Source organism: Thermobifida fusca YX, assembly GCF_000012405.1.
Taxonomy (GTDB): domain Bacteria; phylum Actinomycetota; class Actinomycetes; order Streptosporangiales; family Streptosporangiaceae; genus Thermobifida; species Thermobifida fusca.
Window position 1 is genome coordinate 237,155 of sequence record NC_007333.1, and the last position, 24,675, is coordinate 261,829.

Annotated in this window: 25 protein-coding genes, 1 tRNA gene and 1 riboswitch; of the genes, 16 read left to right on the forward strand and 10 right to left on the reverse strand. The window is 67.9% G+C overall.

What is annotated here, in order from left to right; genetic code table 11:
• Window positions 1-36 precede the first annotated feature (36 nt).
• On the forward strand, window positions 37-1,860 hold the full coding sequence (locus TFU_RS01045; protein ID WP_011290657.1) for an acyl-CoA dehydrogenase: 1,824 nt from the start codon (window positions 37-39) through the stop codon (window positions 1,858-1,860).
• 47 nt (window positions 1,861-1,907) lie between these two features.
• Here the strand turns inward: TFU_RS01045 and TFU_RS01050 are convergent, their stop codons facing one another.
• Entirely contained in the window at window positions 1,908-3,119 is a 1,212-nt protein-coding gene (locus TFU_RS01050; RefSeq protein WP_370492645.1) for a hypothetical protein, read from the reverse strand.
• A 543-nt stretch (window positions 3,120-3,662) separates the two neighbouring features.
• On the opposite strand from TFU_RS01050, the gene cysS reads away from it, so the two are divergent.
• From cysS to TFU_RS01070, 4 genes are all read left to right on the forward strand, one after another.
• Window positions 3,663-5,063 carry a cysteine--tRNA ligase gene (gene cysS / locus TFU_RS01055; protein ID WP_011290659.1) on the forward strand — a complete coding sequence of 467 codons (1,401 nt, stop codon included), beginning with the start codon at window positions 3,663-3,665 and terminating at the stop codon, window positions 5,061-5,063.
• A gap of 75 nt (window positions 5,064-5,138) precedes the next feature.
• Window positions 5,139-6,113: a 23S rRNA (guanosine(2251)-2'-O)-methyltransferase RlmB gene (gene rlmB, locus TFU_RS01060; protein ID WP_011290660.1), complete on the forward strand. Its 975-nt coding sequence runs from the start codon at window positions 5,139-5,141 to the stop codon at window positions 6,111-6,113.
• Between the two features lie 39 nt (window positions 6,114-6,152).
• Window positions 6,153-6,225 (forward strand) — tRNA-Thr (locus tag TFU_RS01065).
• Window positions 6,226-6,442: 217 nt separating this feature from the next.
• Window positions 6,443-7,276, forward strand: a complete 834-nt coding sequence (locus tag TFU_RS01070; protein WP_011290661.1) for a tyrosine-type recombinase/integrase — start codon at window positions 6,443-6,445, stop codon at window positions 7,274-7,276.
• Window positions 7,277-7,377: 101 nt separating this feature from the next.
• Here the strand turns inward: TFU_RS01070 and TFU_RS01075 are convergent, their stop codons facing one another.
• Window positions 7,378-7,560, reverse strand: coding sequence for a DUF397 domain-containing protein (locus TFU_RS01075; protein ID WP_011290662.1), 183 nt, complete (start codon window positions 7,558-7,560; stop codon window positions 7,378-7,380).
• Window positions 7,561-7,570: 10 nt separating this feature from the next.
• Window positions 7,571-8,407: a helix-turn-helix domain-containing protein gene (locus tag TFU_RS01080; protein ID WP_011290663.1), complete on the reverse strand. Its 837-nt coding sequence runs from the start codon at window positions 8,405-8,407 to the stop codon at window positions 7,571-7,573.
• A 202-nt stretch (window positions 8,408-8,609) separates the two neighbouring features.
• Between TFU_RS01080 and TFU_RS01085 the strand changes: the two genes are divergently transcribed.
• The 3 genes from TFU_RS01085 to TFU_RS15995 are packed head-to-tail and all read left to right on the forward strand — an operon-like array spanning window position 8,610 to window position 9,370.
• The gene (locus TFU_RS01085; RefSeq protein WP_011290664.1) at window positions 8,610-8,990 is read left to right on the forward strand and encodes a hypothetical protein; all 381 of its coding nucleotides are present in this window, start codon (window positions 8,610-8,612) and stop codon (window positions 8,988-8,990) included.
• Window positions 8,990-9,193: a hypothetical protein gene (locus TFU_RS01090; RefSeq protein ID WP_016188066.1), complete on the forward strand. Its 204-nt coding sequence runs from the start codon at window positions 8,990-8,992 to the stop codon at window positions 9,191-9,193. Before TFU_RS01085 ends, TFU_RS01090 begins: the two co-directional genes overlap by 1 nt.
• A 21-nt stretch (window positions 9,194-9,214) precedes the next feature.
• On the forward strand, window positions 9,215-9,370 hold the full coding sequence (locus TFU_RS15995; protein ID WP_155983525.1) for a hypothetical protein: 156 nt from the start codon (window positions 9,215-9,217) through the stop codon (window positions 9,368-9,370).
• Window positions 9,371-9,918: 548 nt separating this feature from the next.
• On the opposite strand, the gene TFU_RS01095 is transcribed toward TFU_RS15995, so the two are convergent.
• Complete coding sequence (locus tag TFU_RS01095) at window positions 9,919-10,191, reverse strand: hypothetical protein (protein ID WP_011290665.1); 273 nt, start codon at window positions 10,189-10,191, stop codon at window positions 9,919-9,921.
• A gap of 1,014 nt (window positions 10,192-11,205) precedes the next feature.
• On the opposite strand from TFU_RS01095, the gene TFU_RS01100 reads away from it, so the two are divergent.
• Window positions 11,206-12,225: a serine hydrolase domain-containing protein gene (locus TFU_RS01100; RefSeq protein WP_011290667.1), complete on the forward strand. Its 1,020-nt coding sequence runs from the start codon at window positions 11,206-11,208 to the stop codon at window positions 12,223-12,225.
• Here TFU_RS01100 and TFU_RS01105 read toward each other — a convergent pair.
• On the reverse strand, window positions 12,215-13,465 hold the full coding sequence (locus TFU_RS01105) for a S8 family serine peptidase (protein WP_011290668.1): 1,251 nt from the start codon (window positions 13,463-13,465) through the stop codon (window positions 12,215-12,217). The two genes, TFU_RS01100 and TFU_RS01105, sit on opposite strands and share 11 nt — an antisense overlap.
• A 70-nt stretch (window positions 13,466-13,535) precedes the next feature.
• A complete protein-coding gene (locus TFU_RS01110) occupies window positions 13,536-14,381 on the reverse strand; it encodes an SAM hydrolase/SAM-dependent halogenase family protein (RefSeq protein ID WP_011290669.1) in 846 nt (281 codons plus the stop codon).
• Window positions 14,382-14,454: 73 nt separating this feature from the next.
• Here TFU_RS01110 and TFU_RS01115 point away from each other — a divergent pair, with 73 nt between their 5' ends.
• Together TFU_RS01115 and otsB are read left to right on the forward strand one after the other, a co-directional pair.
• Window positions 14,455-14,772 (forward strand): DUF3263 domain-containing protein, encoded by a 318-nt coding sequence (locus TFU_RS01115; protein WP_011290670.1) that lies wholly within the window; start codon window positions 14,455-14,457, stop codon window positions 14,770-14,772.
• A 131-nt stretch (window positions 14,773-14,903) separates the two neighbouring features.
• The gene (gene otsB / locus TFU_RS01120) at window positions 14,904-15,722 is read left to right on the forward strand and encodes a trehalose-phosphatase (protein WP_016188069.1); all 819 of its coding nucleotides are present in this window, start codon (window positions 14,904-14,906) and stop codon (window positions 15,720-15,722) included.
• Window positions 15,723-15,964: 242 nt separating this feature from the next.
• Here otsB and TFU_RS01125 read toward each other — a convergent pair whose 3' ends face one another.
• Entirely contained in the window at window positions 15,965-17,404 is a 1,440-nt protein-coding gene (locus TFU_RS01125) for an alpha,alpha-trehalose-phosphate synthase (UDP-forming) (protein WP_011290672.1), read from the reverse strand.
• 265 nt (window positions 17,405-17,669) lie between these two features.
• Window positions 17,670-17,810: riboswitch (SAM riboswitch) on the forward strand.
• 11 nt (window positions 17,811-17,821) lie between these two features.
• On the opposite strand from TFU_RS01125, the gene thrC reads away from it, so the two are divergent.
• The 3 genes from thrC to groL all read left to right on the forward strand — a co-directional run bounded on the left by thrC (window position 17,822) and on the right by groL (window position 21,394).
• A complete protein-coding gene (gene thrC, locus TFU_RS01130) occupies window positions 17,822-19,090 on the forward strand; it encodes a threonine synthase (protein WP_016188070.1) in 1,269 nt (422 codons plus the stop codon).
• A gap of 69 nt (window positions 19,091-19,159) precedes the next feature.
• Complete coding sequence (locus TFU_RS01135; protein ID WP_011290674.1) at window positions 19,160-19,438, forward strand: MoaD/ThiS family protein; 279 nt, start codon at window positions 19,160-19,162, stop codon at window positions 19,436-19,438.
• Window positions 19,439-19,768: 330 nt separating this feature from the next.
• The gene (gene groL, locus TFU_RS01140; RefSeq protein WP_011290675.1) at window positions 19,769-21,394 is read left to right on the forward strand and encodes a chaperonin GroEL; all 1,626 of its coding nucleotides are present in this window, start codon (window positions 19,769-19,771) and stop codon (window positions 21,392-21,394) included.
• Between the two features lie 87 nt (window positions 21,395-21,481).
• On the opposite strand, the gene TFU_RS01145 is transcribed toward groL, so the two are convergent.
• Window positions 21,482-21,907 carry an NUDIX hydrolase gene (locus TFU_RS01145; RefSeq protein ID WP_011290676.1) on the reverse strand — a complete coding sequence of 142 codons (426 nt, stop codon included), beginning with the start codon at window positions 21,905-21,907 and terminating at the stop codon, window positions 21,482-21,484.
• A gap of 132 nt (window positions 21,908-22,039) precedes the next feature.
• On the opposite strand from TFU_RS01145, the gene TFU_RS01150 reads away from it, so the two are divergent.
• On the forward strand, window positions 22,040-22,351 hold the full coding sequence (locus TFU_RS01150; RefSeq protein WP_011290677.1) for a hypothetical protein: 312 nt from the start codon (window positions 22,040-22,042) through the stop codon (window positions 22,349-22,351).
• A 40-nt stretch (window positions 22,352-22,391) separates the two neighbouring features.
• Here TFU_RS01150 and TFU_RS01155 read toward each other — a convergent pair whose 3' ends face one another.
• Together TFU_RS01155 and TFU_RS01160 are read right to left on the reverse strand one after the other, a co-directional pair.
• Window positions 22,392-22,799, reverse strand: a complete 408-nt coding sequence (locus TFU_RS01155; RefSeq protein ID WP_011290678.1) for a hypothetical protein — start codon at window positions 22,797-22,799, stop codon at window positions 22,392-22,394.
• Between the two features lie 61 nt (window positions 22,800-22,860).
• Window positions 22,861-23,268, reverse strand: coding sequence for a hypothetical protein (locus TFU_RS01160; RefSeq protein WP_011290679.1), 408 nt, complete (start codon window positions 23,266-23,268; stop codon window positions 22,861-22,863).
• A gap of 951 nt (window positions 23,269-24,219) precedes the next feature.
• Between TFU_RS01160 and TFU_RS01165 the strand changes: the two genes are divergently transcribed.
• The gene (locus TFU_RS01165; RefSeq protein WP_011290681.1) at window positions 24,220-24,603 is read left to right on the forward strand and encodes a cold-shock protein; all 384 of its coding nucleotides are present in this window, start codon (window positions 24,220-24,222) and stop codon (window positions 24,601-24,603) included.
• Window positions 24,604-24,675 lie beyond the last annotated feature (72 nt).

The following is a 24,675-nucleotide window of genomic DNA, read 5'->3' on the forward strand; positions in this document are numbered from 1 at the left end:
GTGTGAGCAGCGGTAGTGACACAGCGGAGCGCGGGCATGACGCACTACAAGAGCAACCTCCGGGACCTCGAGTTCAACCTGTTCGAGGTGTTCAACCGTCAGGAGATCATGGGCTCCGGTCCCTTCGAGGACTTCGATGAGGACACCGCCCGTGACATCCTGGCCGAAGTCAACCGGCTGGCCACGGGAGTTCTGGCGGAGTCCTTCGCGGACGCCGACCGCAATCCGCCGGTCTTCGACCCCAAGACCCACTCGGTCACCATCCCGGAAAGCTTCAAGAAGTCCTACCAGGCCTACATGGACGCCGAGTGGTACCGCCTGGACCTGCCCCCCGAGCTGGGCGGCAGCGGCGCCCCCCGCTCCTTGGTGTGGGCGGTAGCCGAAATGATCCTCGGCGCCAACCCCGCCGTGCACATGTACTCGGCGGGCCCCGGCTTCGCCCACGTGCTGTGGCAGGAGGGCAACGAGCAGCAGAAGAAGTTCGCCAAACTGGCGATCGAGCGCGGCTGGGGCGCCACCATGGTCCTCACCGAGCCCGACGCGGGCTCCGACGTGGGCGCCGGCCGCACCAAGGCGATCAAGCAGCCCGACGGCACCTGGCACATCGAAGGGGTCAAGCGCTTCATCACCTCGGCCGAGCACGACATGGCCGAGAACATCTTCCACCTCGTCCTCGCCCGCCCCGAGGGCCACGGCCCCGGCACCAAGGGCCTGTCGCTGTTCCTCGTCCCCAAGTACCTGGTCAACGAGGACGGCTCGCTGGGTGAGCGCAACGGCGTCTACGTCACCAACGTGGAAGAGAAGATGGGCCTGAAGGTCTCCACCACCTGCGAGCTGACCTTCGGCGCCAAGCACCCGGCCATCGGCTACCTCGTCGGGGACAAGCACGACGGCATCCGGCAGATGTTCCTCATCATCGAGTACGCCCGGATGATGGTCGGCACCAAGGCCATCGCCACCCTGTCCACCGGCTACCTCAACGCGCTGGCCTACGCCAAGGAACGCGTCCAAGGCGCCGACCTCACCCAGCAGGCCGACAAGACCGCCCCCCGGGTCACCATCACCCACCACCCGGACGTGCGCCGCAGCCTGATGCTGCAGAAGTCCTACGCCGAGGCGATGCGCGCCCTGGTCCTCTACACCGCCACCTTCCAGGACGCAGTCCAGATCGCCACCGCCCGCGGCGAGGACCCCGCCGAGTACGAGGCCATGAACGACCTGCTGCTGCCGCTGGTCAAGGGCGTGGGCTCGGAACGCTCGTACGCGCTGCTCGCCGAGTCCCTGCAGACGCTGGGCGGCTCCGGCTACCTGCAGGACTACCCGATCGAGCAGTACATCCGGGACTCCAAGATCGACACCCTCTACGAGGGCACCACCGCTATCCAGGGCATGGACCTGTTCTTCCGCAAGATCGTGAAGAACAACGGCCAGGCGCTGGGCAAGCTCATGGGTGAGATCCAGGAGTTCGCCAAGAGCGACCCCGGCAACGGCCAGCTCAAGAACGAGTGCGCCCTCCTTGCCCAGGCGGCCGCGGACGTTCAGGCGATGGTGGAGAGCATGGTCGGCAACGCGATGCGCTCCATGGAGGAGCCCCGCGAAATCTACAAGGTGGGCCTCAACACCACCCGCCTGCTGCTCTCCCTGGGCGACCTGGTCCTCGGCTGGCTGCTGCTGCGCCAGGCCGAGATCGCGCTGGCCCGCATCGACGGTGCCGACGACAACGACCGGAACTTCTACCTCGGCAAGATCGCGGCGGCCCGGTTCTTCGCCGACCAGGTCCTGCCCCGGCTGTCCGTGGAGCGTGCGATCGCGGAGCGCACCACGCTCGACCTGATGGACCTGCCGGAGGAGGCCTTCTAAAGCAGCCCGCATGCACCAACGGCGGGGGCCGTACGGCCCCCGCCGTTTCACTCTTCCGGCGGTGTCGGGCTGCTCCGCACCTCACTGGAGGGCGGGCGCAGCGGCGGAGGACTGCTCCGCCGGGGCCGGAGCACGATAGGGCGGCGCCGAAGCCGCGGTGCGGGCGGGGGCGACTGCTCCGGCACGGAAGCCGCATCGTCCGCGGCGGCCTCCTCCCGGGATACGGGGTGTGGCGCACCAGCAGCCGAAGAGCGTGGGGCGGCCTGCGGCGCAGCAGCGACCTCCGCGGGCTCGGAGTGCGTCTCATCCTCGCTGGGATCGTCGGCGAGCGGAGTGTCACCGGTCTCCCAGTCGTCCTCCGCGTCGGTGATGCTCTCCCAGTCCGCGTCGTCGAGCTCCGCGTCCACGGCACTGCCGGCGGACAGCTCCGCAGGCTCGTCCGCAACCGCAGCGGGGGGACGGTCCGAGGGTTCTGCGGCCCGACGGATCGCGCTGCCCTCAGCCGGGGGGACGCGTTTCGGTAGGCTTCCCCGCTCATCCGCGGCACGGTCAGGCTCGGGCGGGGCGGTGGACTGCTCTGCCGGGGCCGGGCGGACCGTGTCGTCGCCCAGGTCCGCTTCCGCGGAGATGTCGGCTGCCGCAGGGCGCGGCGCAGGGGTCGAAGACACCAGTGGGGCTGTCTCCTCGCTGCTGGACGGCGCTGCCGTCGCGGCGGGAGACGTCTCCGTGCGCGGGAGCACCGCGAGCGGCTCAGTGGGGGGTTCTGCCGGAGAACCGCTGTCTACCGCCACCGGCTCCTCTTCCACGGCCGGGGCCGCTGGGCTGTCCGGTGCGGGACCGGCTGCCGGCTCCTCGGCTGCGGGCTCTCCCGCCACGGCGACGCGTTCGCCCCGGACCTGCGCGACAATCCACAGCAGCAGCCGGAACGAGATCAGCAGCGCCAGCCACGGACCGCCCGCGACGACGAGAGTGGCGGCCCACTCCACCAGCTCGTAGTGGAGCGAGTGGAGCGCACTGGCGCCCGCCGCGGCCAGGATCATCGCCAGGACCAGGAGGTCCACCCAGATCCGGCGGCGCCGCGGGGCATCCCGGAGCAGGTAGATGGCCCAGAACGCCATCAACAGCAGCAGGATGAACATCCCCGGGTACAGGTGCGCCGCCCAGCCGGTTACACCACCGCGCAGGGCGATCTGGAAGATGCCGTTGTAGGACAGCAGAATGGCGCACGCAGCGATCGCGGTGACGCAGAGCACGGCCATCGCGATCACGGCTACGCGCGACGACGTGCCCGTCGCGGGCGGAGCCGGGCGACGGGGTGTGCGGGACGATCGGGAGGATTGAGCTGCCATCGTGCGGCAGGCTAACCCAGGATGCGCTGCTCGGACGAGGCTTCTGGCCGAAAACGGCAGGACAGGACCGTGTCCGCTGTCACACGCCACGGCGCTGTTCCCCGCGCACACCAGTCGGCCGCAGGCAGGGAAAGCCGGTACGGCAGGGCCAGGTCTAGGGTCGGAAGCAGGAGTGCACGAGTGCCTCCCCCTCCCGCCCCGCCCGTGGCACGCGTCCTGCAGACCGGACCAATCAGCGAATTGTGTGCCCGCATGTGAGCGAAAAACGGAACGCCGCAACCCGACGCCGGGCGCCCGGCCCGGATCCCGACAGTCTCTTGGCGCCGCGGCAGAACGGACAGAGGGGGCAGTGCAGCCCTGCGGCACTGTGCGGCAGTCGGCATTACCACGAATTCCGCAGGGGAAGACCAGTGCGATCGCCGAGACGGTCGGAAAGCGGCTAACCTTAACCCCGTGAGTCTGCGCTTCTACGACACCCGAACCCGTCAGGTCCGTGACTTCGTCCCGCTGCGTGAGGGATGTGTCTCGCTGTACCTGTGTGGTGCCACCGTGCAGGCTCCCCCGCACATCGGGCACATCCGCTCGGGCGTCAGCTTCGACATCCTCCGCCGCTGGCTGATGTACCGCGGCTACCGGGTCATCTTCTGCCGCAACGTCACCGACATCGACGACAAGATTCTCAACGTCGCCGCGTCCGAAGGCGTGCAGTGGTGGGAGGTCAGCGAACGCAACTACCGCGCTTTCGCTGAGGCCTACGACACCCTGGGCTGCCTGCCGCCCACGGTGGAGCCGCGCGCCACCGGGCACATCCCGGAAATGATCGAACTGATGCGGCGGCTCATCGACCGCGGGCACGCTTACGTGGCCGAGGACGGCTCCGGTGACGTGTACTTCGACGTCACCTCCTACGCCGAGTACGGGTCGCTGTCCAACCAGCGCCTCGAAGAGATGCGCGCCGCAGAGGACGGTGACGCGCGCGCCAAACGCGACCCCCGCGACTTCGCCCTGTGGAAGGGCGCCCGTCCCGGGGAGCCGTCGTGGCCCACCCCGTGGGGGCCCGGCCGTCCCGGCTGGCACTTGGAGTGCTCGGCGATGGCCACCAAATACCTCGGCCCCACGTTCGACATCCACGGCGGCGGCGTCGACCTGGTCTTCCCCCACCACGAGAACGAGTCGGCCCAGTCCCGAGCGGCCGGGGACGGTTTCGCTCGCTACTGGCTGCACAACGGCCTGCTCACCACCGGCGGCGAGAAGATGAGCAAGTCGCTCGGCAACTCGCTGCTGATTCCCGAGATCACCCGGCGGGTCCGCCCGGTGGAGCTGCGCTACTACCTCGGCCAGGCCCACTACCGCTCCAACCTGGACTACTCCGAGGAGTCGCTGCGCGAGGCCGCCAGCGCCTACCAGCGCCTGGAGAACTTCCTGGTGCGGGTCAACGAGATCGCCGGACCGATCCCCGACGACGTCCCCGTGCCCGAAGAGTTCGCCGCCGCCCTCGACGACGACCTGGGCGTCCCCCAAGCGCTGGCTGTGGCCCACAACCACGTGCGGGAAGGCAACTCTGCACTTGCGGAAGGCGCCAAGGAACGCGCCGCCCAGATCGGGGCCCGGCTGCGGGCCATGCTCGCGGTCCTCGGCCTGGACCCGCTGTCCCCCCAGTGGGCGGGATCGGACGACTCCGGCCTGCACGACGTGGTCGACTCGCTGGTGTCGGTGGTGCTGGAGCAGCGCCAGGAGGCCCGCAAACGCAAGGACTACGCCACCGCCGACCGGATCCGCGACCAGCTCGCCGAGATGGGGATCGCCGTAGAGGACACGCCTCAGGGACCGCGCTGGGAACTGAAGCGCAGCTAAGACACCAGGTTCCGACGGCGAGCACCCCTGCCAGGGGACTGCCTAGCCACCGGGACTTTCGTTAAAGGACAGGACATGCCGTCGAAGAGGACGAAGAAGGGTCCCACCAAGGGCAGCGGCGGCAAAGGCCGTCGTGCCCTCGCAGGCAAGAAGGCCACGCTTCCCGCGGAAAAGCGGCACTGGTATGCCGAAAAGCAGCGGATCAAGGCGGCCGAGCGGGCCCAGTACCTGGCGACGCGGAAGGTGCGCGTCGTCGAAGAGCTTCCTGGGGCGACCGTGCGCGCCCGGGACGGATCTGAGCTGCTCATCGGTCGCAACCCCGTGGTGGAGGCGCTGCGTGCCAAAGTGCCGGCGGTCCGGTTGCTGCTCTCCAACAGCCTCGACCCTGATGAGCGGATCACCGAAGCGGCGCGGCTTGCCGGCCAGCAGGGGATCGCCATCGCGGAAGTGGCCCGCCCGGAACTGGACCGGCGCTGTGAACGGCTCGGCCTGCCCAAGGCCGCGCACCAGGGCTTGATCCTCCAGGTGGAGCCCTACGAGTACGCGACGGCGGACGACCTGCTGGCGGAGGCCCGCAAAGGGGAAACCACCCCGTTGATCGTCGCTTTGGACGGGGTCACTGACCCGCACAACCTGGGCGCGATCGCGCGGTCGGCGGCCGCGTTCGGCGCGCACGGGCTGCTGGTGCCGGAGCGGCGGGCCGCGGGCGTCACCACGGCCGCGTGGAAGGCGTCTGCGGGCACTCTGGCGCGGATCCCGGTGGCGCAGGTGGTCAACCTGACCCGGACGCTCAAGCAGTTCCAGGAGGCCGGGTTCTTTGTCAGCGGCCTGGACGCCGATGGTGACACTCCTCTCGACCAGTGGGAGCTGGCCACCGAGCCCTCCGTGGTCGTTGTGGGGTCGGAAGGCAAGGGACTGTCCCGTCTGGTCCGCGAGACCTGCGATGTCGTGGTCTCCATCCCCATTCACGGGGTGGAGTCCCTGAACGCGTCGGTTGCCGCGGGTGTGGCCCTGTATGAGGCGGTCCGTCGCCGTACGGCAGCGAAGTGACATCAGAACCGGTACCATTCACCTGGGTGCCCGACACCGGCCGGCATAGCTCAATTGGCAGAGCAGCCGCCTTGTAAGCGGCAGGTTAGGGGTTCGAGTCCCCTTGCCGGCTCTAATACAACTTGACCTGGGAAAACTGGGCGGCGACAGATAGCATCTGTTGGCTACACCGCTCTTACAGGAGAAAACTGTATGGCTCCCAGGACCCGCTATGAGAGGAACCTCACCCCACCCCGGTCCCTCGCACCGCACATCACGTCGTTCGTGCTCTACCTCAAGTCGATGGGGCGCGCCGACAAGACTACGCGGATGTACCGGCAGGCCGTCGAATGGTTCGCTGCCGAGTACCTGGCCACCGGCGGCCAGCCCTGCACGCCCCCGACACGCCCGAGCGTTACACCTTCGACCCGGTCACCGACTGGGCTGATGTCACCCGCGCCCACATCCGCGGATGGCTCGCTTGTCTGTTCGCCCGCGGCTACACCGATTCCTACGTCAACAACCAGTACAGGTGCCTCCAGCAGTTCTTCCGCTGGTTCGCCGAGGACGAAGAAGTCCCCAACATCATGCTCGGCATGACCCCACCGCGCGTCGCCGAGAAGCCCGTGCCCGTGTTCTCCGACGACGAGATCCGGGCGCTTTTCGCCACCGTGCAGGGCCGCGACATCTGGTCCCGCCGGGACCTCGCGATCCTGCTGTTCCTCCGCGACACCGGTGTGCGACTGTCAGAGCTCTCCGGCCTGCAGCTCGACGACGTCGACGTCGTCGAGCGGGAAGCGACCGTCACCGGCAAGGCAAAGCGCACCCGCACCGTGAAGTACAGCTTTGAGGCCGCCCGCGCCCTGGACAAGTACCTGCGGATGCGCGCCAAACATGCCCACGCGCACGTGTCCGCGGTGTGGATCGGCCCGAAGGGGCCGCTCACCGACTCCGGGATCTACCAGCTCGTGCAGCGCCGCGCCGCCCAGGCTGGCCTCCAGGGAGTCCACCCGCACCGGTTCCGCCATCATTTCTCCCACACGTGGCTGGACCGGGGCGGCGCCGAGGGCGACCTCATGGAACTGAACGGCTGGAACTCCCCACAGATGCTGCGCCGCTACGGCAGGTCCGCTGCCGCGGCCAGGGCACGCCGCGGCTATGACCGGATCATGGGCAGCCAGTAACTAGCCTCAGGAACCGGACAGGGGTACTATCGGTTTCGGAACGAAGTGCAAAGCCCCGACCCGCATGGGCCGGGGCTTTTCCCTTTACGGGCTTAGAGCAGTTAGAGCAGGTCGCGCTTCGCGGCCTTCACGAACGCCACCCACTCAGCGGACGGGAACAGGAGCATGAGGTCGCGGTGCTGGGTGTCACGGACAGCAGTGGCACCGGGCAGGTCAGCGACTTCGACGCAGTTCTCGTTCTGGGAGAACGAGGACTTGCGCCACTCAATGTGGAACGAGTGCATGATGTGGTCCTCACAAGGTCAGCAGGGAGCGGAGGAATTCCACTGTCCGGTCCGGTGGCAGAGCCGCATCACGGATGCGGTCCCATAGCGACCGGTACTGGTCGATCTCCTCTCGGCGCTCCAGGAACAGGCCATCTGTGTATGTTTCCAAGTACACGACCGGGGATGCTGGTTCCGGGAAGTCCAGGATGACAAACGGTCCCATCGCCCCCGCGTGCACCCCGACACGGGTGCGGAGCACCTGGAGCGTCACGGAGTTCCGGCCGGCCATATGCAGCAGGTGCGCGACCTGCTCAGCCAGCACGTCAGGGGTGCCCCTCAGCCGCTCCAACGCATGTTCCTCGATGATGGCATACACCGCGGGCGGGGACGTCCGGTCGAAGATCTCCTGCCGCTTACGGCGGCTCTCGACAGCGCGCTCGACATCATCCGGGTCACGGTCCAGGCGGGCCTGCTGGAGCAGCCGTGTATAGCCGGGCGTCTGCAACAGCCCCGGGACTACGAACGCCTCGTAGGTGCGGATCTCGGACGCCTCAGCCTCCAGCTCGATATATGACCCGGGGAACAGGTCGTCGTACCGGCGCCACCAGCCACGCGCCTGGGCCTGCCGGGTCAACATCAACACAGTCTCGTATCGAGGGTCCTCGGGCGTCACCCCGTACTCGGCCATCAACGCCTTCACTTCGAGCACGGACGGTTTCTTGCGCTGTCCGGTTTCGATGTGCCCCACCTTCGCGCGCGACCACTCCAGGCGCGCAGCTACGGCATCAAGGCTGAGCCCCGACGCCTTCCTCATCTCCCGCAGGATCGCGGAGAGCTGGCGGCGGCGCACCGTGGGACTGGCCATCCAGCAGCGCCCCCTCCTCCGTCGTCTCGCATGCGTCCTGGTGGTGCCGATGGTAGCCCCCTAGGCGTGAAATCGGACATTTAGATGTCTACGAATTAAAATCTACCTCTCGATCTTGAAATCGTAGACTTCTACGATGATGATGGGTGTTGCACTTCGTTCCGCCGTCGCCCTGCGGCGGCCTGAACTCTCTGGGAGAGCTATGCTTCGCGTTCTGTTGGCCAGCCTTCTGATCTGTGCCGCAGCGCTGCTCATGCCCGCTCCGGCATCCGGGCATTCCCGGGCAGGACGGGTTTCTCGGCAGGCCACCCCCGCCGAAACGCCGCGGCGACAGGCCCGCATTATTCCGCAGCGTATTCCCAACTACGCCGAGTTCGCCGCCTGCGCCGAGCAGCACTCGGCGCTGTGGGAGATCACCTATGAGTACGGCAACCCGCGGCCGTACACGGCGCGCAACCGTGTCACCGGACACACCGTGGCCGTCGATGACCTCGACCTGCTCGACCACATCCTCGGCACCTACGAGCCACCCCATCCGGTGCGCGGCTACTACGGCCAGCAGGTCGTCGGAGGAGGTGCCTGATGGCGGACCACACCCTCACCGCCGAGCAGGTAGCGCTTCTGGCAGACGGCCGCGCCACGGTTGAGCCCCATGCAGAGGGGATTGCAGTAGTGCTCGGCGACGATCGCCTCGTGATCCCCCTGCCCAGCGTGGAGCAGGGGGTGACCGCCGCCGTTCACGTGGACACACTGATCGGCGACGCACTCAGCCTCATGCTCCGATAGCTGCCCGACAGAGAGGACGCCGTGACCGTGACCGAGACCGAGTACACGTTGACCGCCAACCATGTCGCCGCGGCAGCAGCTCCAGGAGAAGTCTCTGTGGATCTTTACGAGAACGGTTCGCGGCTGCTCGGCCCGGACGGTGACCCTGACGTTCTCGTGGTCCGAATCGGGGGGTGACGGTTCGGCTGACGCTCGCCAATCCCCAGGATCGGCGCACTGCCGCCGAGCTCCTGCGACGGGTGCACGTCGCCACTGCGTATGCGTATCAGCGGGTGACCGGGTACGCGATGCCGCCCTACCGGGCGATCGGCCCTTCGTAGCTGCCGCCCCGCCGCGCCGCGTTCTCTGTCACTCCTCCCGAGGCGGCGGCGGGGCGGCTCCCAATGTTCCGGATGTGTGCGGCGCGGCACACACCGGTCACCTAAGGCCCGTCCACACATCCGGTGGACGGGCCTTGCCTTTTCTTATAGGTCGACCCATCCCCGGAAATGCCTCCCAAACGCGAAAAAGCTCCCCGCATACGCGGGGAGCACGGCGCGGTCAGCGGTGATGGTCTGACCGTCGGGGGATCATCCCCGCATGCGCGGGGAACACCTGACGTGCTCAACCTTGCTGCGGCAGGTGGTCGGATCATCCCCGCATGCGCGGGGAACACACTGAACGACCAGCGACTTTACCAGCCCGCAGCGCCGATTTCATCCACTTCCCTCATCTACTTCCCGAGGCTACAGGTTCACGACGTGAAGCGGCCCGTACATAGCGGTACGCCGCGACCCGGGGCGGACCACGTCCACCCTCCACACCCGAGTGCCCGGATCTGCCAGAGCGGTCCGGGACACCTCAGCGGTTGCTGCTCCGCCCGCCGCGTCGGTGATGGTGATCTCCCCGGTGCCGGTGGACAGCACCACCACCCCCGGCCCGTCGTCAGGCGTGTCCGCGGCGGGTTTGATCAGCAGTTCCAGGTTCGCGTCGGTCAGGTCGTAGGGGTCCCCGTCCACCGTCGTGACCGCCAGGTCGATCGTCTTGTAAGCGGCAGGTTAGGGGTTCGAGTCCCCTTGCCGGCTCTCACTCTTCCTTCCTGGGAATACGTGGCCAGGCGCGGTGCGCACCGCGCCTCCGGCGCACGCACAGCCCGCTTCTGGGAGCTGCTCTCTCCGCGCGCAGGAAGAGAGCACGGTGTGTCGGGTGTCCCGGTTCTTCCCCGCAGCAGGAGAGCCCGGGAAGCCTGCCCGGCAGGCCACTGCCGCAGCGGGAGTCCCGGAGCGTGCGGAACGGGCTCGTTCGGTTCTGTCCCAACGCGGCCTCGGAGCAGAGGCCGATGCGGCCCAGTCTGCCCCCCAGCGGAGGTCCGACGAGGCAGGCGGAGCCGGGACGGTCTTCCGAGGGGCGCACGAACCCTGGAGTGCCCCCGACGACAGGGCAGAAGCCCGGGGCCGGTCTGCTGGTCTCCTGTCCTCAGCGTGGCGAGAGTCGATGAGGGGCGGACTTCAGCTGTGCCGCATGGCCCCCGAACTTCCCCTTCCCCGTGGAGTACTCCTGTGGCGGCTGGTCGACGCAGGCCGTGCGCAGCCGCCCGCGCAATAAAGAAGCAACGGACTCTTCAAGCGGTCTCTCAACTATTCAAGAGGTAGCTTTCCTAGCAGCAGAATTCTGAAACAGGGAAATTCCAGGGCTGTGCGCACGCCGCGGGGGATCGGAAGCGCCACGTCTTTCCCGAGGAAATTCAGGGATTGGGCTGAGCGGCCGGTGCCCGGCCTACGAATGTGGCTACGGCGACCCTCCAGTGCAGTGTGCGGGCGGGCTGGTGCTCTGTCGCGCGCGGGGACATGCGGCGACGCGCTGGAGGGAACAGGCGGTCTTCCCGCAGCCGGACCGGTGCAGACTCGCTGCCCAGAACACAGGATTCCCCCAAGCATTCAAAAAGCCAAGCTCCTTTGCGGGGGAATTTTTACCCTCTTTCCGGAAGATCCCCTCCGCCCGGGGTATCCAGGGGGCGGAAGGGGGGAGAACGTGTGCGCGATGGGGAGTGGGTAGCCGACACCGGCACGGAACTACGCGGAATCCTCAAAGTCATGGTGGACGTCGGGTGGCTGCCCGGCGGCGTAGCGGTAGTCGGCTCGGGAGAGGTGTGGGAGAACGTCGCGGTCGGCCGTGTCGGTGTCGAATGCGGGGAAGCGGTCGCCGCGCCCGACACCCGCTACGACGCGGCCGAACTCACCAAAGTGATGGCTACCTGGCCGCTGGTGGGCCAGGCTATCGCCGATGGGCTGCTCGACCTCGATGCGCCCATGGCGCACTATTTCCCCGGCAGCTATCCGGGGAGCAAGGTGACCATCCGGCAGATCCTCACCTACACCTGCCGACTGAGCCCGGTGACCTGGCTGGAACGCTACGTCGGCACCGACCAGCCGCTAGCGGAGGCGATCCTCGTCGAGGAACTCGAGAAGCCCGGGTACTGCGTCACCGACCGGGGGTTCATCCTCCTCGGGCTCCTCTTGGAACGGGTGCGCCGGCAATCCCTGGACCAGCTCGCCACCGACCTGTGGCGGCACATGGGGCTCTCCGCTACCCGGTACGGGCCGCTACCGCGCAGCCCGTCGGTGGCGCCCACGGAACGCCGCATCCCGGGAGCACCCGCCACCTGGGGTGTGGTCCATGACGAGAACGCGGCCCTGATGGGCGGGGTTGCGGGGCACGCCGGAGTGTTCACCACCATCATCGACCTGGGGATCTTCGCCCGGGAACTGCTGGCCTGGCATGCGGGCGAGCACGGCACGGCCCAGCTCACCGGTTTCGTGCGGCAGAGCTGGCTGCCCCACCAGCCCGTGGACGACCGTTTCGCCCGGGGCCTGGCCTGGAAGGTCACCGACGACGGCCTCGTCTACCACAACGGGTCCACCGGAACGAGCCTGTTCCTCCACCCGTCCACCGGCCGCTATATCGGACTGCTCACCAACGCCATCCACTACGGACGACGCTGCCCCGGGCTCAGCGACCTGAGAGCAACAATCCGAGCCGTATTCACCTACTGACACCGCGCCGTCCGCGTCCGCGGCGCCGACGGCCCCGCACCGGGCGCCGCGCGGTCGGTACGGGCTCCGGCTCTTCCGGTTCTTCCGGCTTCCGCTTGCCGAAACCGTAGGGGTCGGCGGCGCGCCGGTGGGCGACCACCATTGCCACCACGGCCGCGACGATGAGGAGCACAGCCCCGCCCGTCCACAGCATCCAGTAGGGGATGAGCGGCTCTTCCTCGAGCTGCTCGGCCAGCTCCGGGTCGAACGGCGGCACGTGGTCCGCGGTCGACTTGGCCGTGGTGAACGCGTCCGGCGCGTTCACCACTCCGGCTCCGTAGCCGGGCTGCCCCGCTGCGGCAGGGTCGGCAGCCTGCGCGCCCGAGGTGATCGCCTCCACCACCTGCTCCGGTTTCAACTGCGGGAACTCGCCGCGGATCAGCGCGGCCACGCCCGCGACGAACGCCGCGGCCGCGTCGCTTCCGGAGACTGTGGTGTAGCCGCCGTCCGGGTCCACCACGGTGATCTCCTCGCCCGGGGCGGTCACCGCGATGTGGTCGCCCCGGCTGGAGAACTCGGAGAGGGACCCGTCGGGGCCGACCGAGCCGACGGCAAGCACGCCCGGGTAGGCGGCCGGGTAGCTGGCCTCCCCGAGGGGACCGCCGGAGGCGACGACTACCACCCCGTGGTTCACCGCATAGGCGATGGCCTCCTGGTCTGCTTCGTTGGCTTGGACGGAGAACTCTGCGCCAGCCAAGGGCAGGCAGATCACCTGGGCGCCTTCGTCCACGGCGTAGCGGATGCCTGCGGCCAAGGCCCCCGGGTCCACACTGTCCCGGTCAGGGCCGTCCGGTTCCGCGGTGATGCGGATCGCCAGGATCTCTGCTTCGGGGGCCACTCCCATCACACCGCCGGTGTGTTCGACACCGTGCCCGCTGGCCGCCACGATTCCGGCCATCATCGTGCCGTGGATCCCGTAGCCGTCGCTGTCTGAGGACAGGTCGTGACCGGTGAAGTCGGGGCCGACGGTGACGTCCTTCAAGTCGGGGTGGTCGGTGACAACACCGGTGTCGAGCACGGCAACCGTCACCCCGGAGCCTTGGGCTTCCTCCCACACCTCGGCCGCACCGACCATGTCCAGGCCCCACTGTTCAAGACGCAGGTCGGAAACGTCGGCTGCTGCCGGTGCGGCGGACAGGCCGACAGCGAGCGCCGAGCAGAGAGCCAGCGCGGCGGGAGTCCAACCCCGTGTCGTGCACATCGCGGCTTCAACCTCCCCCGAAGCCGGTGACCTCCCAGAAGGCTCCGGCCGAGACTGCTGTGGGCGCACGTCATTCTTTCATGGGCTCTGAACTGGTCCGGGACAGGACTACGGGCGCCCCCACGCCCAAGCCGAACCGCTGGGCGGCGCTTCCCCCGTTCACCGCGAGCGCCAGCAGCCCGGCCGAGTCGGTGAGGAGCACCGGCTCGCCGAGGGGGACCGCGCCGAACGTTGCGGCGACGGCGACCGTGTGCGAACCGTCCGGCAAGCGCACCGCCACCCGGTCCGGGAGTCCCGGAGCCGCGACAACGGACCGCAGGTCTTCCGGGTGCAGCGACAGTTGGCAGTTGCCGAACCGGTCGATGGCGTGCACTTCGCCGCGGGCCACTCCACCGCTGACGTCGCGGAGCGGAGCGGACAGCCGCACCAGGACCGCCGGGTCGAGGGCCTGCCCCGCTTCGGACAGGGGAAGCCCGGCCGCGATTCGTGCCCCCACCGGGGCGTAGATGTCCCGCCCGTGGAACGTGCGGGAGACCGGGTGCCGCCACAGCGACTCGTTGGTCAACTCCACGGCCGTGTCGATCCCGCCGAGGGCTTCCGCCGCCCAGACCAGCAGCCCGTTGTCCGGCCCTACAAGGACGTGGCCTCCGGCGGCAAGGGCCACACTGCGCCGCGCGGTCCCCACCCCCGGGTCGACGACGCCGATGTGGACCGCGGCCGGGAACTCGGGAACCGTGTCGGCCAGCACGGTGGCGCCGCGCCGCACATCCCCGGGCGGGATGTCGTGGGTGATGTCGATGACGGGGAGCCCGGGTGCGTGCCGCAGCATCTGGGCGCGGCAGGCGGCCACGAAACCGTCCTGGGTCCCGTAATCGGTCAGGAAAGTGAGACAGGTGTATCCCCCATGGTCAGTCATGCGGCATTCCCCTCGATCTCTCCCGTGAAATCGCTACGATAAATCGCCCGATCCGGACGATGGAGGGCGGTCAATGGCAGACAGCGGATCCCAGGCACCAGACCCGTCCGATCACGGCTTACCACGGTCGGACACCCCGTCTGCGCTGGACGAGCGCGACCAGCGCATCCTCGCCTTCGAACGGCAGTGGTGGAAACTCGAAGGCACTAAAGAGCAGGCCATTCGCGACGAGTTCGGCTTCTCGCCCACCCGCTACTACCAGCTTCTCAACCAGATCATCGACCGGCCGGAAGCGCTCGCTTTCGACCCGATGACCGTGAAACGGCTCCGCCGGAGGCGCAGCGAACGCCAACGGCAGCGTGTCGCCCGCAAACTGGGGATTCAGTTGTAGCCCCGCTGGGCTGTCCTGCGGCCGGGCAGCCGCGGACGCCGGGGTGCGGTGTCGCACACTCGGTCAGGGTTGGGGTGCGAGCGGTTTCGGGCATACCTCCAGCGTTCAGTCCACCGAGTGGAAAGCCGTCTATGTCTCTTCTCCAATCGACGACACAGAGCGGCAAGGTCGCGCTGGATCGCATCCGCGACATGCCGGACCGCGCAGTGTGCGCGTTCGACTTCGATGGGACGCTCGCGCCGATCGTGCCTGATCCGCGGGATTCCCGCGCCCACCCTGGCGCGGTTCCGGCGCTGCGCGCCCTCGCGGGCCGGGTGCGCGCGGTCGCCGTCATCACCGGGCGGCCCGCCCAGACCGCAGTCGACTACGGCGGTCTTGACGCGGTGCCGGGGATCACTGTGCTCGGCCACTACGGTCGGGAGCGCTGGGAGGACGGGAAGCTCACCGTTCCCGAACCGCCGCCCGGCGTGGCCATGGTGCGCGAAGCCCTGCCCGGCCTGCTCGACGAGGTGGGCGCCCCTGAAGGCACGTGGATCGAGGACAAGAAGCACGCGTTGGCCGTGCACACGCGGCGTACCGCCGACCCGGAAGCCGCGTTGGAGCTGTTGCGCGCTCCTCTAGCGGATCTCGCCAAGCGGGCGGAGCTCGCTGTGGAGCCCGGGCGCATGGTGATTGAACTGCGGCCGCCCGGGGTGGACAAGGGGGCGGCGCTCACCGACCTGGTCACCCGCCTCGGCGCGGAGGCGGTGCTGTACGCCGGAGACGACTTGGGCGACCTGGCAGCCTACGACGCGGTGGAGCGGCTCCGGGAGCAGGGCGTAGCCGGGTTCAAACTGTGCAGCGGTTCCGCCGAGGTCACCGAGCTCGCCCGGCGCGCCGACGCGGTGGTGCCGGGGCCGGAAGGAGTGGTGGCGTTCCTGGAGGAACTCGTGGCAGCCGTGGGCGGGTGAGCCGACCGCCCACGCTGCGCGACGGGAAAGCTCCTGCCCCGGGCTGCGGCTCCGCCGGGAAAGCGGTCGAAACGTGGCAGGCTTCGCCGGAGGAGGCGCGGCCGCGCCAGCGTTCCGCGAGGGCTGCGGTGCCCGGGGCACTGCTCCGGCTCGAGGCAGGCCGGTTAGGCCGGCGTCCCCGGCCTAGGGGGTGCGTCCTCGTCCGGTGGCAGGCCCGGGGCGGAGCTGCCACCGGGGAAGGCTCAGTCCAAAGCCCGCAGCTGGTCGGTGAACCACCGCTGCGGGGGCAGGGCGGCAGCGGCCTCCGCCAGACGTTCCGTGCGCTGCCGTCGCTCCTCTTCGTCCATGGTCAGCGCCCGGTGCAGCGCCTCGGCGGTCTCCGACACGTCGTAGGGGTTGACGAGGATCGCGTCGGCGCCCAGGTCGTCGGCAGCGCCCGCCTCAGTGGACAGCACGAGCGCTACGCCGTTGAGCGACAGCACCGGCCCTTCCTTTGCGACCAGGTTCATCCCGTCGCGGATCGGGTTGACCAGCAGCACGTCAGCGATCTGGTAGGAGGCGAGGGAGCGGGGGTAGTCGTCGTTGACCTCCAGCACCACGGGGGTCCAGTCGTCGGTGCCGAACTCGGCGTTGATCGCTTCGGCCGTGGCCCGCACCGACTCGGTGTAGGCGCGGTACTCCGCGACACCGCTGCGGCTGGGGTATGCGAACGCCAAGTGGGTGACCCGGTTCCGCCATTCGGGGCGCTTCCGCAGCAGTTCACCGAAGGCTTCCAGGCCGCGCACGATGTTCTTGGACAGTTCGGTGCGGTCCACTCGCACGATCAGCTTGCGGTCGCCGACCCGTTCCCGCAGCCGTTCCCGCCAGCGCGCCACATCTTCGGCGGCGGCCCGCTCCCGCAGCCCTTGGGCGTCTGCGCCCAGGCCGTGGACTCCGACACGGATGACCCGGCCGCCATGCTCGACCGTGCGGGTGCCCCAGTTCACCGGGGCGCGCAGGAACACTTCGCAGCACCGCAGGAACGCGTCGGCCCAGCGCACGCTGAGGAAGCCCAAGTGGTCGGCGCCGAGCATGCCTTCGAGGAGTTCCCGGCCGATGTCCGCGGGAAGCATCCGGAAGTACTCGGGGGGAGCCCAAGGGGTGTGGGAGAAGTGGGCGATGCGCAGGTCGGGGCGGCGTACCCGGAGCATTTTCGGTACCAGCGCCAGGTGGTAGTCCTGGACGGCGACCTTCGCCCCCTCGTCCGCGCCGGTCAGCAGTGCTTCCGCGAAAGCAGAGTTGTAGGCCCGGTAGTCCTCCCACTCGGCGCGGAAACGGGAGCCGAACGACGGCTTGTTGGGGGTGTCGTAGAGCATGTGGTGAACAAACCACAGTGTGGAGTTCGCCACAGAGTTGTAGGCATTGTTGAAGACGTCGGCGGGAATGTTGAGCATGCGTACACTCGCCCCGCCCACGTCGTATCCGGCCTTGTCCAGCCGCCCTTCGGGGGCTGCTGCGGCGGCTTTGCGGTCAGCGTCGGACAACGCGGCGCACACCCACAGGGTTTCGATCTCGGTGGCTACCGAACTCAGTCCGGAAACCAGGCCGCCACCGCCGCGCCGGGATTTCACGGCGCCGTCGTCCCCGATTGAGAAGGACACGGGTCCCCTGTTGGAAGCGACGAGGATCTGTGCCTTGTCCACCTGTTGGTCCACCTCTCAGCGGTCGGAGTCCGATGACCCATTTGACTACATGGCCCTTGGGGCGACGGGAGGCGGGTCGTGTCTCGCGTTCTGTTTAGTCTCGCCCGGTGCGCTGCCACGCAAACCGGCCCTTCGGGTAGAGCTCTGTCACAGCATGGACGGAGGGGGAGAACTGGGAGCACATGGCCCCCCGTGGAAAACTGGTACGCGGTCCGTTAGAGTGACCGACAGGTCTCGGGACACAACCGAGCGGAAAACTTGAGATTGCTCATCCAGAGGGGTGGAGGGACACGGCCCTGTGAAGCCCCGGCAACCATCCCGGTGGACGTTGCTCGTCAGGTGCGAGGCGGCCGGGACAGGTGCCAACTCCGTCCCACTGTCAAGGTGGCAGTGGGGAAGATGAGGGGAGAACGCCTCATGGCGCTGACCGCCACGGAATCAGTCACGTCTGCCACCGGCTCTTTCGGTTCTGCTTCCGCACTGTCGTGCCGCGAATGCGGCGCCCGCTACGATCTCGGTCCGATTTTCGCCTGCATCGAGTGTTTCGGCCCGCTGGAAGTCGCCTACGACTTCGGAACCGTTACCCGTGAGTCCATCGAGCAGGGGCCGAAGAACATCTGGCGGTACAAGGCCCTGCTGCCGGTTCCCGTCGACGTCGAGAAGCTGCCGAACATGAACCCCGGCCTGACCCCGCTGGTCAAGGCCGACCGGCTCGCCGCTGAACTGGGGCTGCGCTCCCTGTACGTCAAAGACGACTCCGCTAACCCGACGCATTCGTTCAAGGACCGGGTCGTGGCCATGGCAGTGGAAGCTGCCCGGGTCTTCGGTTTCACCACCCTGTCCTGCTCGTCGACAGGGAACCTTGCCGGGGCGGTGGGCGCTGCCGCGGCCCGCGCCGGGTTCCGCTCCTGCGTGTTCATCCCGGCAGGGCTGGAGGAAGCCAAGGTCGTCATGGCCGCGGTCTACGGTGGCCAGCTTGTGGCGATCGAGGGCACCTATGACGACGTCAACCGGTTCTGCTCCGAGCTGATCGGCGACCCGGCGGGGGAGGACTGGGGTTTTGTCAACGTCAACCTGCGCCCCTACTACGCCGAAGGGTCGAAGACGCTCGCCTACGAGATCGCCGAACAGTTGGGGTGGCGCGTCCCCGACCAGATCGTGATCCCCATTGCCTCCGGGTCCCAGCTCACCAAGATCGACAAGGGATTCCAGGAGTTGATCGCGCTGGGGCTGGTCGAGGACAAGCCGTACCGGATCTTCGGGGCGCAGGCGACCGGCTGCGCGCCCGTGGCCCGTGCCTGGGAGAAGGGCTACACCGTGGTCCAGCCGGTCAAGCCGGACACCATCGCTAAGTCGCTGGCTATCGGCAACCCGGCGGACGGCCCGTACGTGCTCGACGTCTGCCGCCGCACGGGAGGCGCGGTCGAACACGTCAGCGACGAGGAGATCGTGGATTCGATCCGCCTGCTGGCGCGCACGGAGGGGATCTTCGCCGAGACTGCGGGCGGGGTCACCACTGGTGTGCTGCGCAAACTGCTGGCCAAGGGAGTGCTGGACCCCGAGGCCGAGACCGTGGTGCTCAACACCGGGGACGGCTTGAAGACGCTCAACGCTGTGTCCGGTACCGGTGTCACCGCGACGATCAAGCCGTCGCTGAGCGCGTTCAAAGACGCCGGGCTGCTCTGACCGCCGCTGGTCTATTCGCTGGTCTGTTTCCCCCTTTGCAGAGCCGAACCCATCAAGGAGTCCACAGCGATGAGTGTCAGCGTCCGCATTCCGACGATTCTGCGCACCTACACCAAGGGGCAGGCCGAGGTGTCCGCCGAGGGGGCCACCCTCAAGGAGGTGCTGGCTGACCTGGAGGCCAACTACTCGGGGATCCAGGCCCGTATCCTCGGCGACGACGGCGCGATCCGCCGTTTCGTCAACATCTACGTGGGTGACGAGGACGTCCGGTTCGCCAGCGGTCTGGACACGCCCACCCCGGACGGGGTCCAGGTGTCGATTATCCCGGCGGTGGCGGGAGGCTGCTGACCGGGACCCGTGTCGTGCAGGTGTGGTCGGGGTGTGACACGCCCCGGCCACACCTGTTTTTCTGGGAGCGGAAAAGTCCCTGAGGGGTGGTTAATCCGCTCTGAGCTGGGGGTAGGGAGGGCGGCGGCGGTGCTCCGGACGTTTGCACTCCCCCCAGGGGAGTGCTAAAAAGTAACCGTTAGCACTCTCCGCAGTCGAGTGCTAAATCGCGGATCGAGACGATGAGGTCGTGACATCCGGCAGACGGGTGCCGGATCGGCGCGACCATCCGTCGCGGGCGTCGGCTCGTTCCCTCGCGTATCAGCCCGGTCTCGGGAGGACTAGAACTCTATGGCAGCCAAACTGATCGCGTTTGACGAGGAAGCCCGGCGCGGCCTCGAGCGCGGTATGAACCAGCTCGCGGACGCTGTCAAGGTGACGCTCGGCCCCAAGGGCCGCAACGTCGTCCTTGAGAAGAAGTGGGGCGCGCCGACCATTACCAACGACGGTGTCTCCATCGCTAAGGAGATCGAGCTCGAGGACCCCTACGAGAAGATCGGCGCCGAGCTGGTCAAGGAGGTCGCCAAGAAGACCGACGACGTGGCCGGTGACGGTACCACCACCGCCACCGTGCTGGCCCAGGCCCTGGTCCGCGAGGGTCTGCGCAACGTAGCCGCTGGTGCCAACCCCATCGGCCTGAAGCGCGGTATCGACGCCGCCGTGGCCCGCATCAGCGAGGAGCTGGCGAACCTCTCCAAGGAAGTCGAGACCAAGGAGCAGATCGCTTCCACCGCCTCCATCTCCGCGGGCGACCCGCAGATCGGCGAGTACATCGCCGAGGCGATGGACAAGGTCGGCAAGGAAGGCGTCATCACTGTCGAAGAGGGCCAGACCTTCGGCCTGGAGCTGGAGCTCGCCGAGGGTATGCGCTTCGACAAGGGCTACATCTCGCCCTACTTCGCCACCGACCTGGAGCGCATGGAGACGGTCCTCGAGGACCCCTACATCCTCATCGCCAACCAGAAGATCTCCAACAACAACGAGTTCCTTCCGGTCATTGAGAAGGTTCTGCAGGCCGGCCGCCCGCTGGTCGTCATCGCCGAGGACGTCGAGGGCACCGCGCTGCAGACCCTGGTGGTCAACAAGATCCGCGGTACCTTCAAGTCCGTCGCGATCAAGGCCCCCGGCTTCGGTGACCGCCGCAAGGCCATGCTGCAGGACATCGCGATCCTGACCGGCGGCCAGGTCATCACCGAGGAAGTCGGCCTCAAGCTGGAGAACACCGAGCTGGACATGCTCGGCCGGGCCCGCAAGGTCGTCGTCACCAAGGACGAGACCACGATCGTCGACGGTGCTGGCGACGCCAGCGCGATCGCTGGCCGGGTCAACGAGATCCGCGCCGAGATCGAGCGCACCGACTCCGACTACGACCGCGAGAAGCTGCAGGAGCGCCTGGCCCGCCTGGCGGGCGGTGTGGCTGTCATCAAGGCCGGCGCCGCCACCGAGGTGGAGCTCAAGGAGCGCAAGCACCGCATCGAGGACGCGGTCCGCAACGCCAAGGCCGCGGTGGAGGAGGGCATCCTGCCCGGCGGTGGTGTCGCGCTGCTGCAGGCCAGCATCGCTGCTTTCGAGAAGCTTGAGCTGGAGGGCGACGAGGCCATCGGTGCCAGCATCGTCCGCCGCGCTGTTGAGGAGCCGCTGAAGCAGATCGCGATCAACGCCGGCTACGAGGGCGGCGTTGTCGTGGAGAAGGTGAAGAGCCTGGAGCCCGGTATCGGCCTGAACGCGGCCACCGGCGAGTACACCGACCTGTTCAAGGACGGTGTCATCGACCCGACCAAGGTCACCCGCTCCGCGCTGCAGAACGCTGCCTCCATCGCTGGTCTGTTCCTGACCACCGAGGCCGTCATCGCCGAGAAGCCGGAGAAGCCGGCCGCGAACAACGCTGGCGGCGACATGGGCGGAATGGACTTCTAGTCCGACCGGTACTACACGTCCACTGGGGACGGTCCCTTCCGGACCGTCCCCTTTTTTGTGCTGTGGGCGGCCGCGGGGCGGGCCGGTTCAACGGGTGACGAGGCCCCGCTGGGCAAGCTCGGCGAGGACCCGCACCCCGGCCGGGGCGCACCGGTCGGCGTCCGCCTGAGTGAACCAGGCGAGCTCGGCGATCTCGGAACGCGGGGCGAGATCCCCGGTGCACTCCGCGGTATAGCACGTCAACCGGACCCGGGTGCCTTCCGGATAGCCGTGCGCCGCCGCGTCCACCACGGTGAACAGTTGCAGCGTGGCGGGGTCCAGTTGCACGGACACCTCTTCGGCGACTTCCCGGATCAGCGCTTCAGCGTCGTTTTCTCCCGGTTCGCGTTTCCCACCCGGGAAGTAGAAGACGTCCTTGCCCTTGGGACGTACTTGGAGCACCCGGCCGTCGCGGACGTGCACCCAGGCCAGCGCGTCCACGACCGCAGGCGTTGCGGAGTCAACAGCACCCATGGCCTCCACCCTAAGCGCCGGGGCGGTTCATCCGGTTTGCTGGGAGCTGGGCGCACGAGTCGGACTTTCCGGGGTACCGTCAAGGTGTGTCGCCCTTGACAACTCGGACCGTCCGCGTCTGGGAGCGTCACGGTGCTGGCGGCATGGGCCGCGGACGTGGGCCGCGGCCGTATCTCCGCGTCGGCTTTCACGGATTCAGGAGACAAGGTGTTCTGCGGTGACCCGCTGGAGCAGGGCTACCAGAAGTGCGTCGACCAGATGGAGCTGTTCGCCTTGGCTTCACTGATTCCCGCGGTGCTCGCCTTGGCGCTCATGGTGGCCGCCTTCACTACACCGGTCCTGCGGGCCAAGCCGGCCTTGCGCGCCCAGACCCTCGGCTACTCCCTGGTGGCCTGGATGATCGCGGGAGGCACCGTGCTGATGGGCTGGCTGCCCGCGATCTAGGCACGCGCTGCTCCGGCCTGCGCGTCGCGGCGGGGCGGGCTCAGACCGTGCTGAGCATGATGAACAGCACGAGCAGCAGGATGAGGAAGCCGAGGTGGATGAAGTTGCTCAACCATGCCCAGCGGACGTAGCGGTCGAACTCTTCCGGGTCCTCGTCCTTGCTGAGGGCGACGGCGGCCAGCACGATCCCGATCACGTCGGTGATGCCTACGCAGGTCAACGTGAGGATGATCGCGATGATCAGGGCGAGGACCGCGTTGCCTTTGGCCAGCGGGGGACCGGGAAACGACGGCTCTCCCGCCGGGGGAGGCGGGGGAAACCCGGGCTGGGGAGAAGCGTGCCAGGAGAAGCCGGGAACCCCGGGCGGGCCGCTTCCAGGGTGGTGCGGCGGAGGAGAGGCGGTGCGGTCGCCCCAGGGATTGCCCGGGCCGGGCCACTGGCTGTTCATGGATTCCGCCCTCTCTTCAGTCCAGGTTCTCCACATGGCGGAGCGCAGGTTGCGATAGCGGTCAGTAGTTCACCCCCGGTGAGATTGCTTCCTCTACCCACGATCCTGCCTGGGTGAGGAGAACACCGAAGGAGATGAGCATGACCAGGAGCATCACTGCGCCGGCTCCAAGGCAGTACCAGGAGTACCTGGTCAGAGTTTCGGCCTGAGTGTAGAGCCCTTGGTCGCGCTTGTGCGCGGCACGCACCGCGAAAACGATGCCGAGGATGCCGAACAACCAGTTCCCGCAGCACAGGAAGGTGAGTGCGTGCAGGATGAGCGCCATCGTGGAGCTGCTCGCACCGGAGGGACGGAAGGCCGCATCGCCCTCCGCGCGGTCCCCGTCCTGCGTGCCTGCGGTCCGGCGGGCCCGAGGCAACGGTTCGTCGCGGGGGTCGGCGGCTCCCGGGGGCAGCGGCGGGTTGCTCATGGGGGAGAAACCTCGATTCCGTACACCAGAAGTGGGTTGATCCCATCACATCAGAATCTGCGGCGGAGTGCCGAACAAGCCCGTGGCTTGCCGAGGGCTGCGGGGAGCGGCCCGCGCCGCCGACGGGGCCGGGGGATGCCGTGCCCCGCCTGCCCGCGGCAGTACCGTGCGGGATCGGTCATGACCACGATGGGGATTGTCCCCCGGTGACCGGAGCGGTTCACCGCGAGCGGGTGCGGGCCGCAGTGGCATGGCAGCTCGGAAGGGCTGCAGGGACCGCTGCGGATCGGTCACCGGGTAGCGTAGCGGCATGTGACGACAGAGTCGCGGAATGCCACAGGGGTGTGTGCGAGGTGCGTGCGAGGGCGCGGGCGTGCAGCGGGCTGTCCGGCATCAACCAGAAGCAAACGATCCGGAATATCACCGCATATGCCCGGTTGGCAGGCGTGCGCTACGGGAGTGATGAGAGACGATGGCCCTGCGTCCCGGCCCAGAACATGGCTGTCTCGGTGGGTCTGTCTGTCCTGCGAGTGCCGAGGCCCGAGGACGACGGTTGCCGGCCGCCGGTGGAGCCCGTCACCGCAGCGGCCGGCAACCGTGGCGGCAGCCCGGAGAATCGCCGGATCCCGTCCCACAACTCCGCAACCGGTGGTACGCGCGGGCGGCCGCAAGCGGAGAGGCCCGGAACACAGTTTTTCCGGGCCTCTCGTCCGTTTTCGTTAGCAGCTTACGGATAGGAGTGGAAAACTCGCCCCAGACCGGCCACAGTGGGAATTAGCTTGCTTTTTGGTCGTTTTAAAGAAGTTATCTAGTGGCTGTCCTGGACAGCCGCGGTTAGCCTGAAAGACCCGTCCACTGTTGGAAGGACGGGGGCCGTTCCCCACTGATCCGGTATGACCGGAGTGGGTGACGGGTCCCGGTGTTTCGACTGCGAAAGCGAAGAGGTCACACGTGCCCACTGGCAAGGTCAAGTGGTACGACGCGGGCAAGGGGTTCGGCTTCCTCACCAAAGATGACGGCGGCGAGGTCTTCCTGCACGCCTCGGCGCTTCCGCCTGGCACGACCACACTACGGCCCGGCCAACGGGTCGAGTTCGGCATTGTGGAGGGGCGCAAGGGCACTCAAGCGCTCCAGGTCCGGTTGCTCGACACGCCGCCCTCGGTGGCCAAAGCGCTACGCAAGAAGCCAGACGAGATGGTGGTCATCATCGAGGACCTGATCAAGCTGCTTGACAATGTGTCCAACACCTATCGCAGGAACAAGTATCCCGACCGTCGCGAAGCGACCAAGATCGCCAAAGTCCTTCGGGCACTCGCCGACGATATCGAACTTTGACACCCCGCACGCAACGCGCCCTGTGGCGTCCGCCACAGGGCGCGTCCACACTTCTCAGGCGCGATAAGCGCG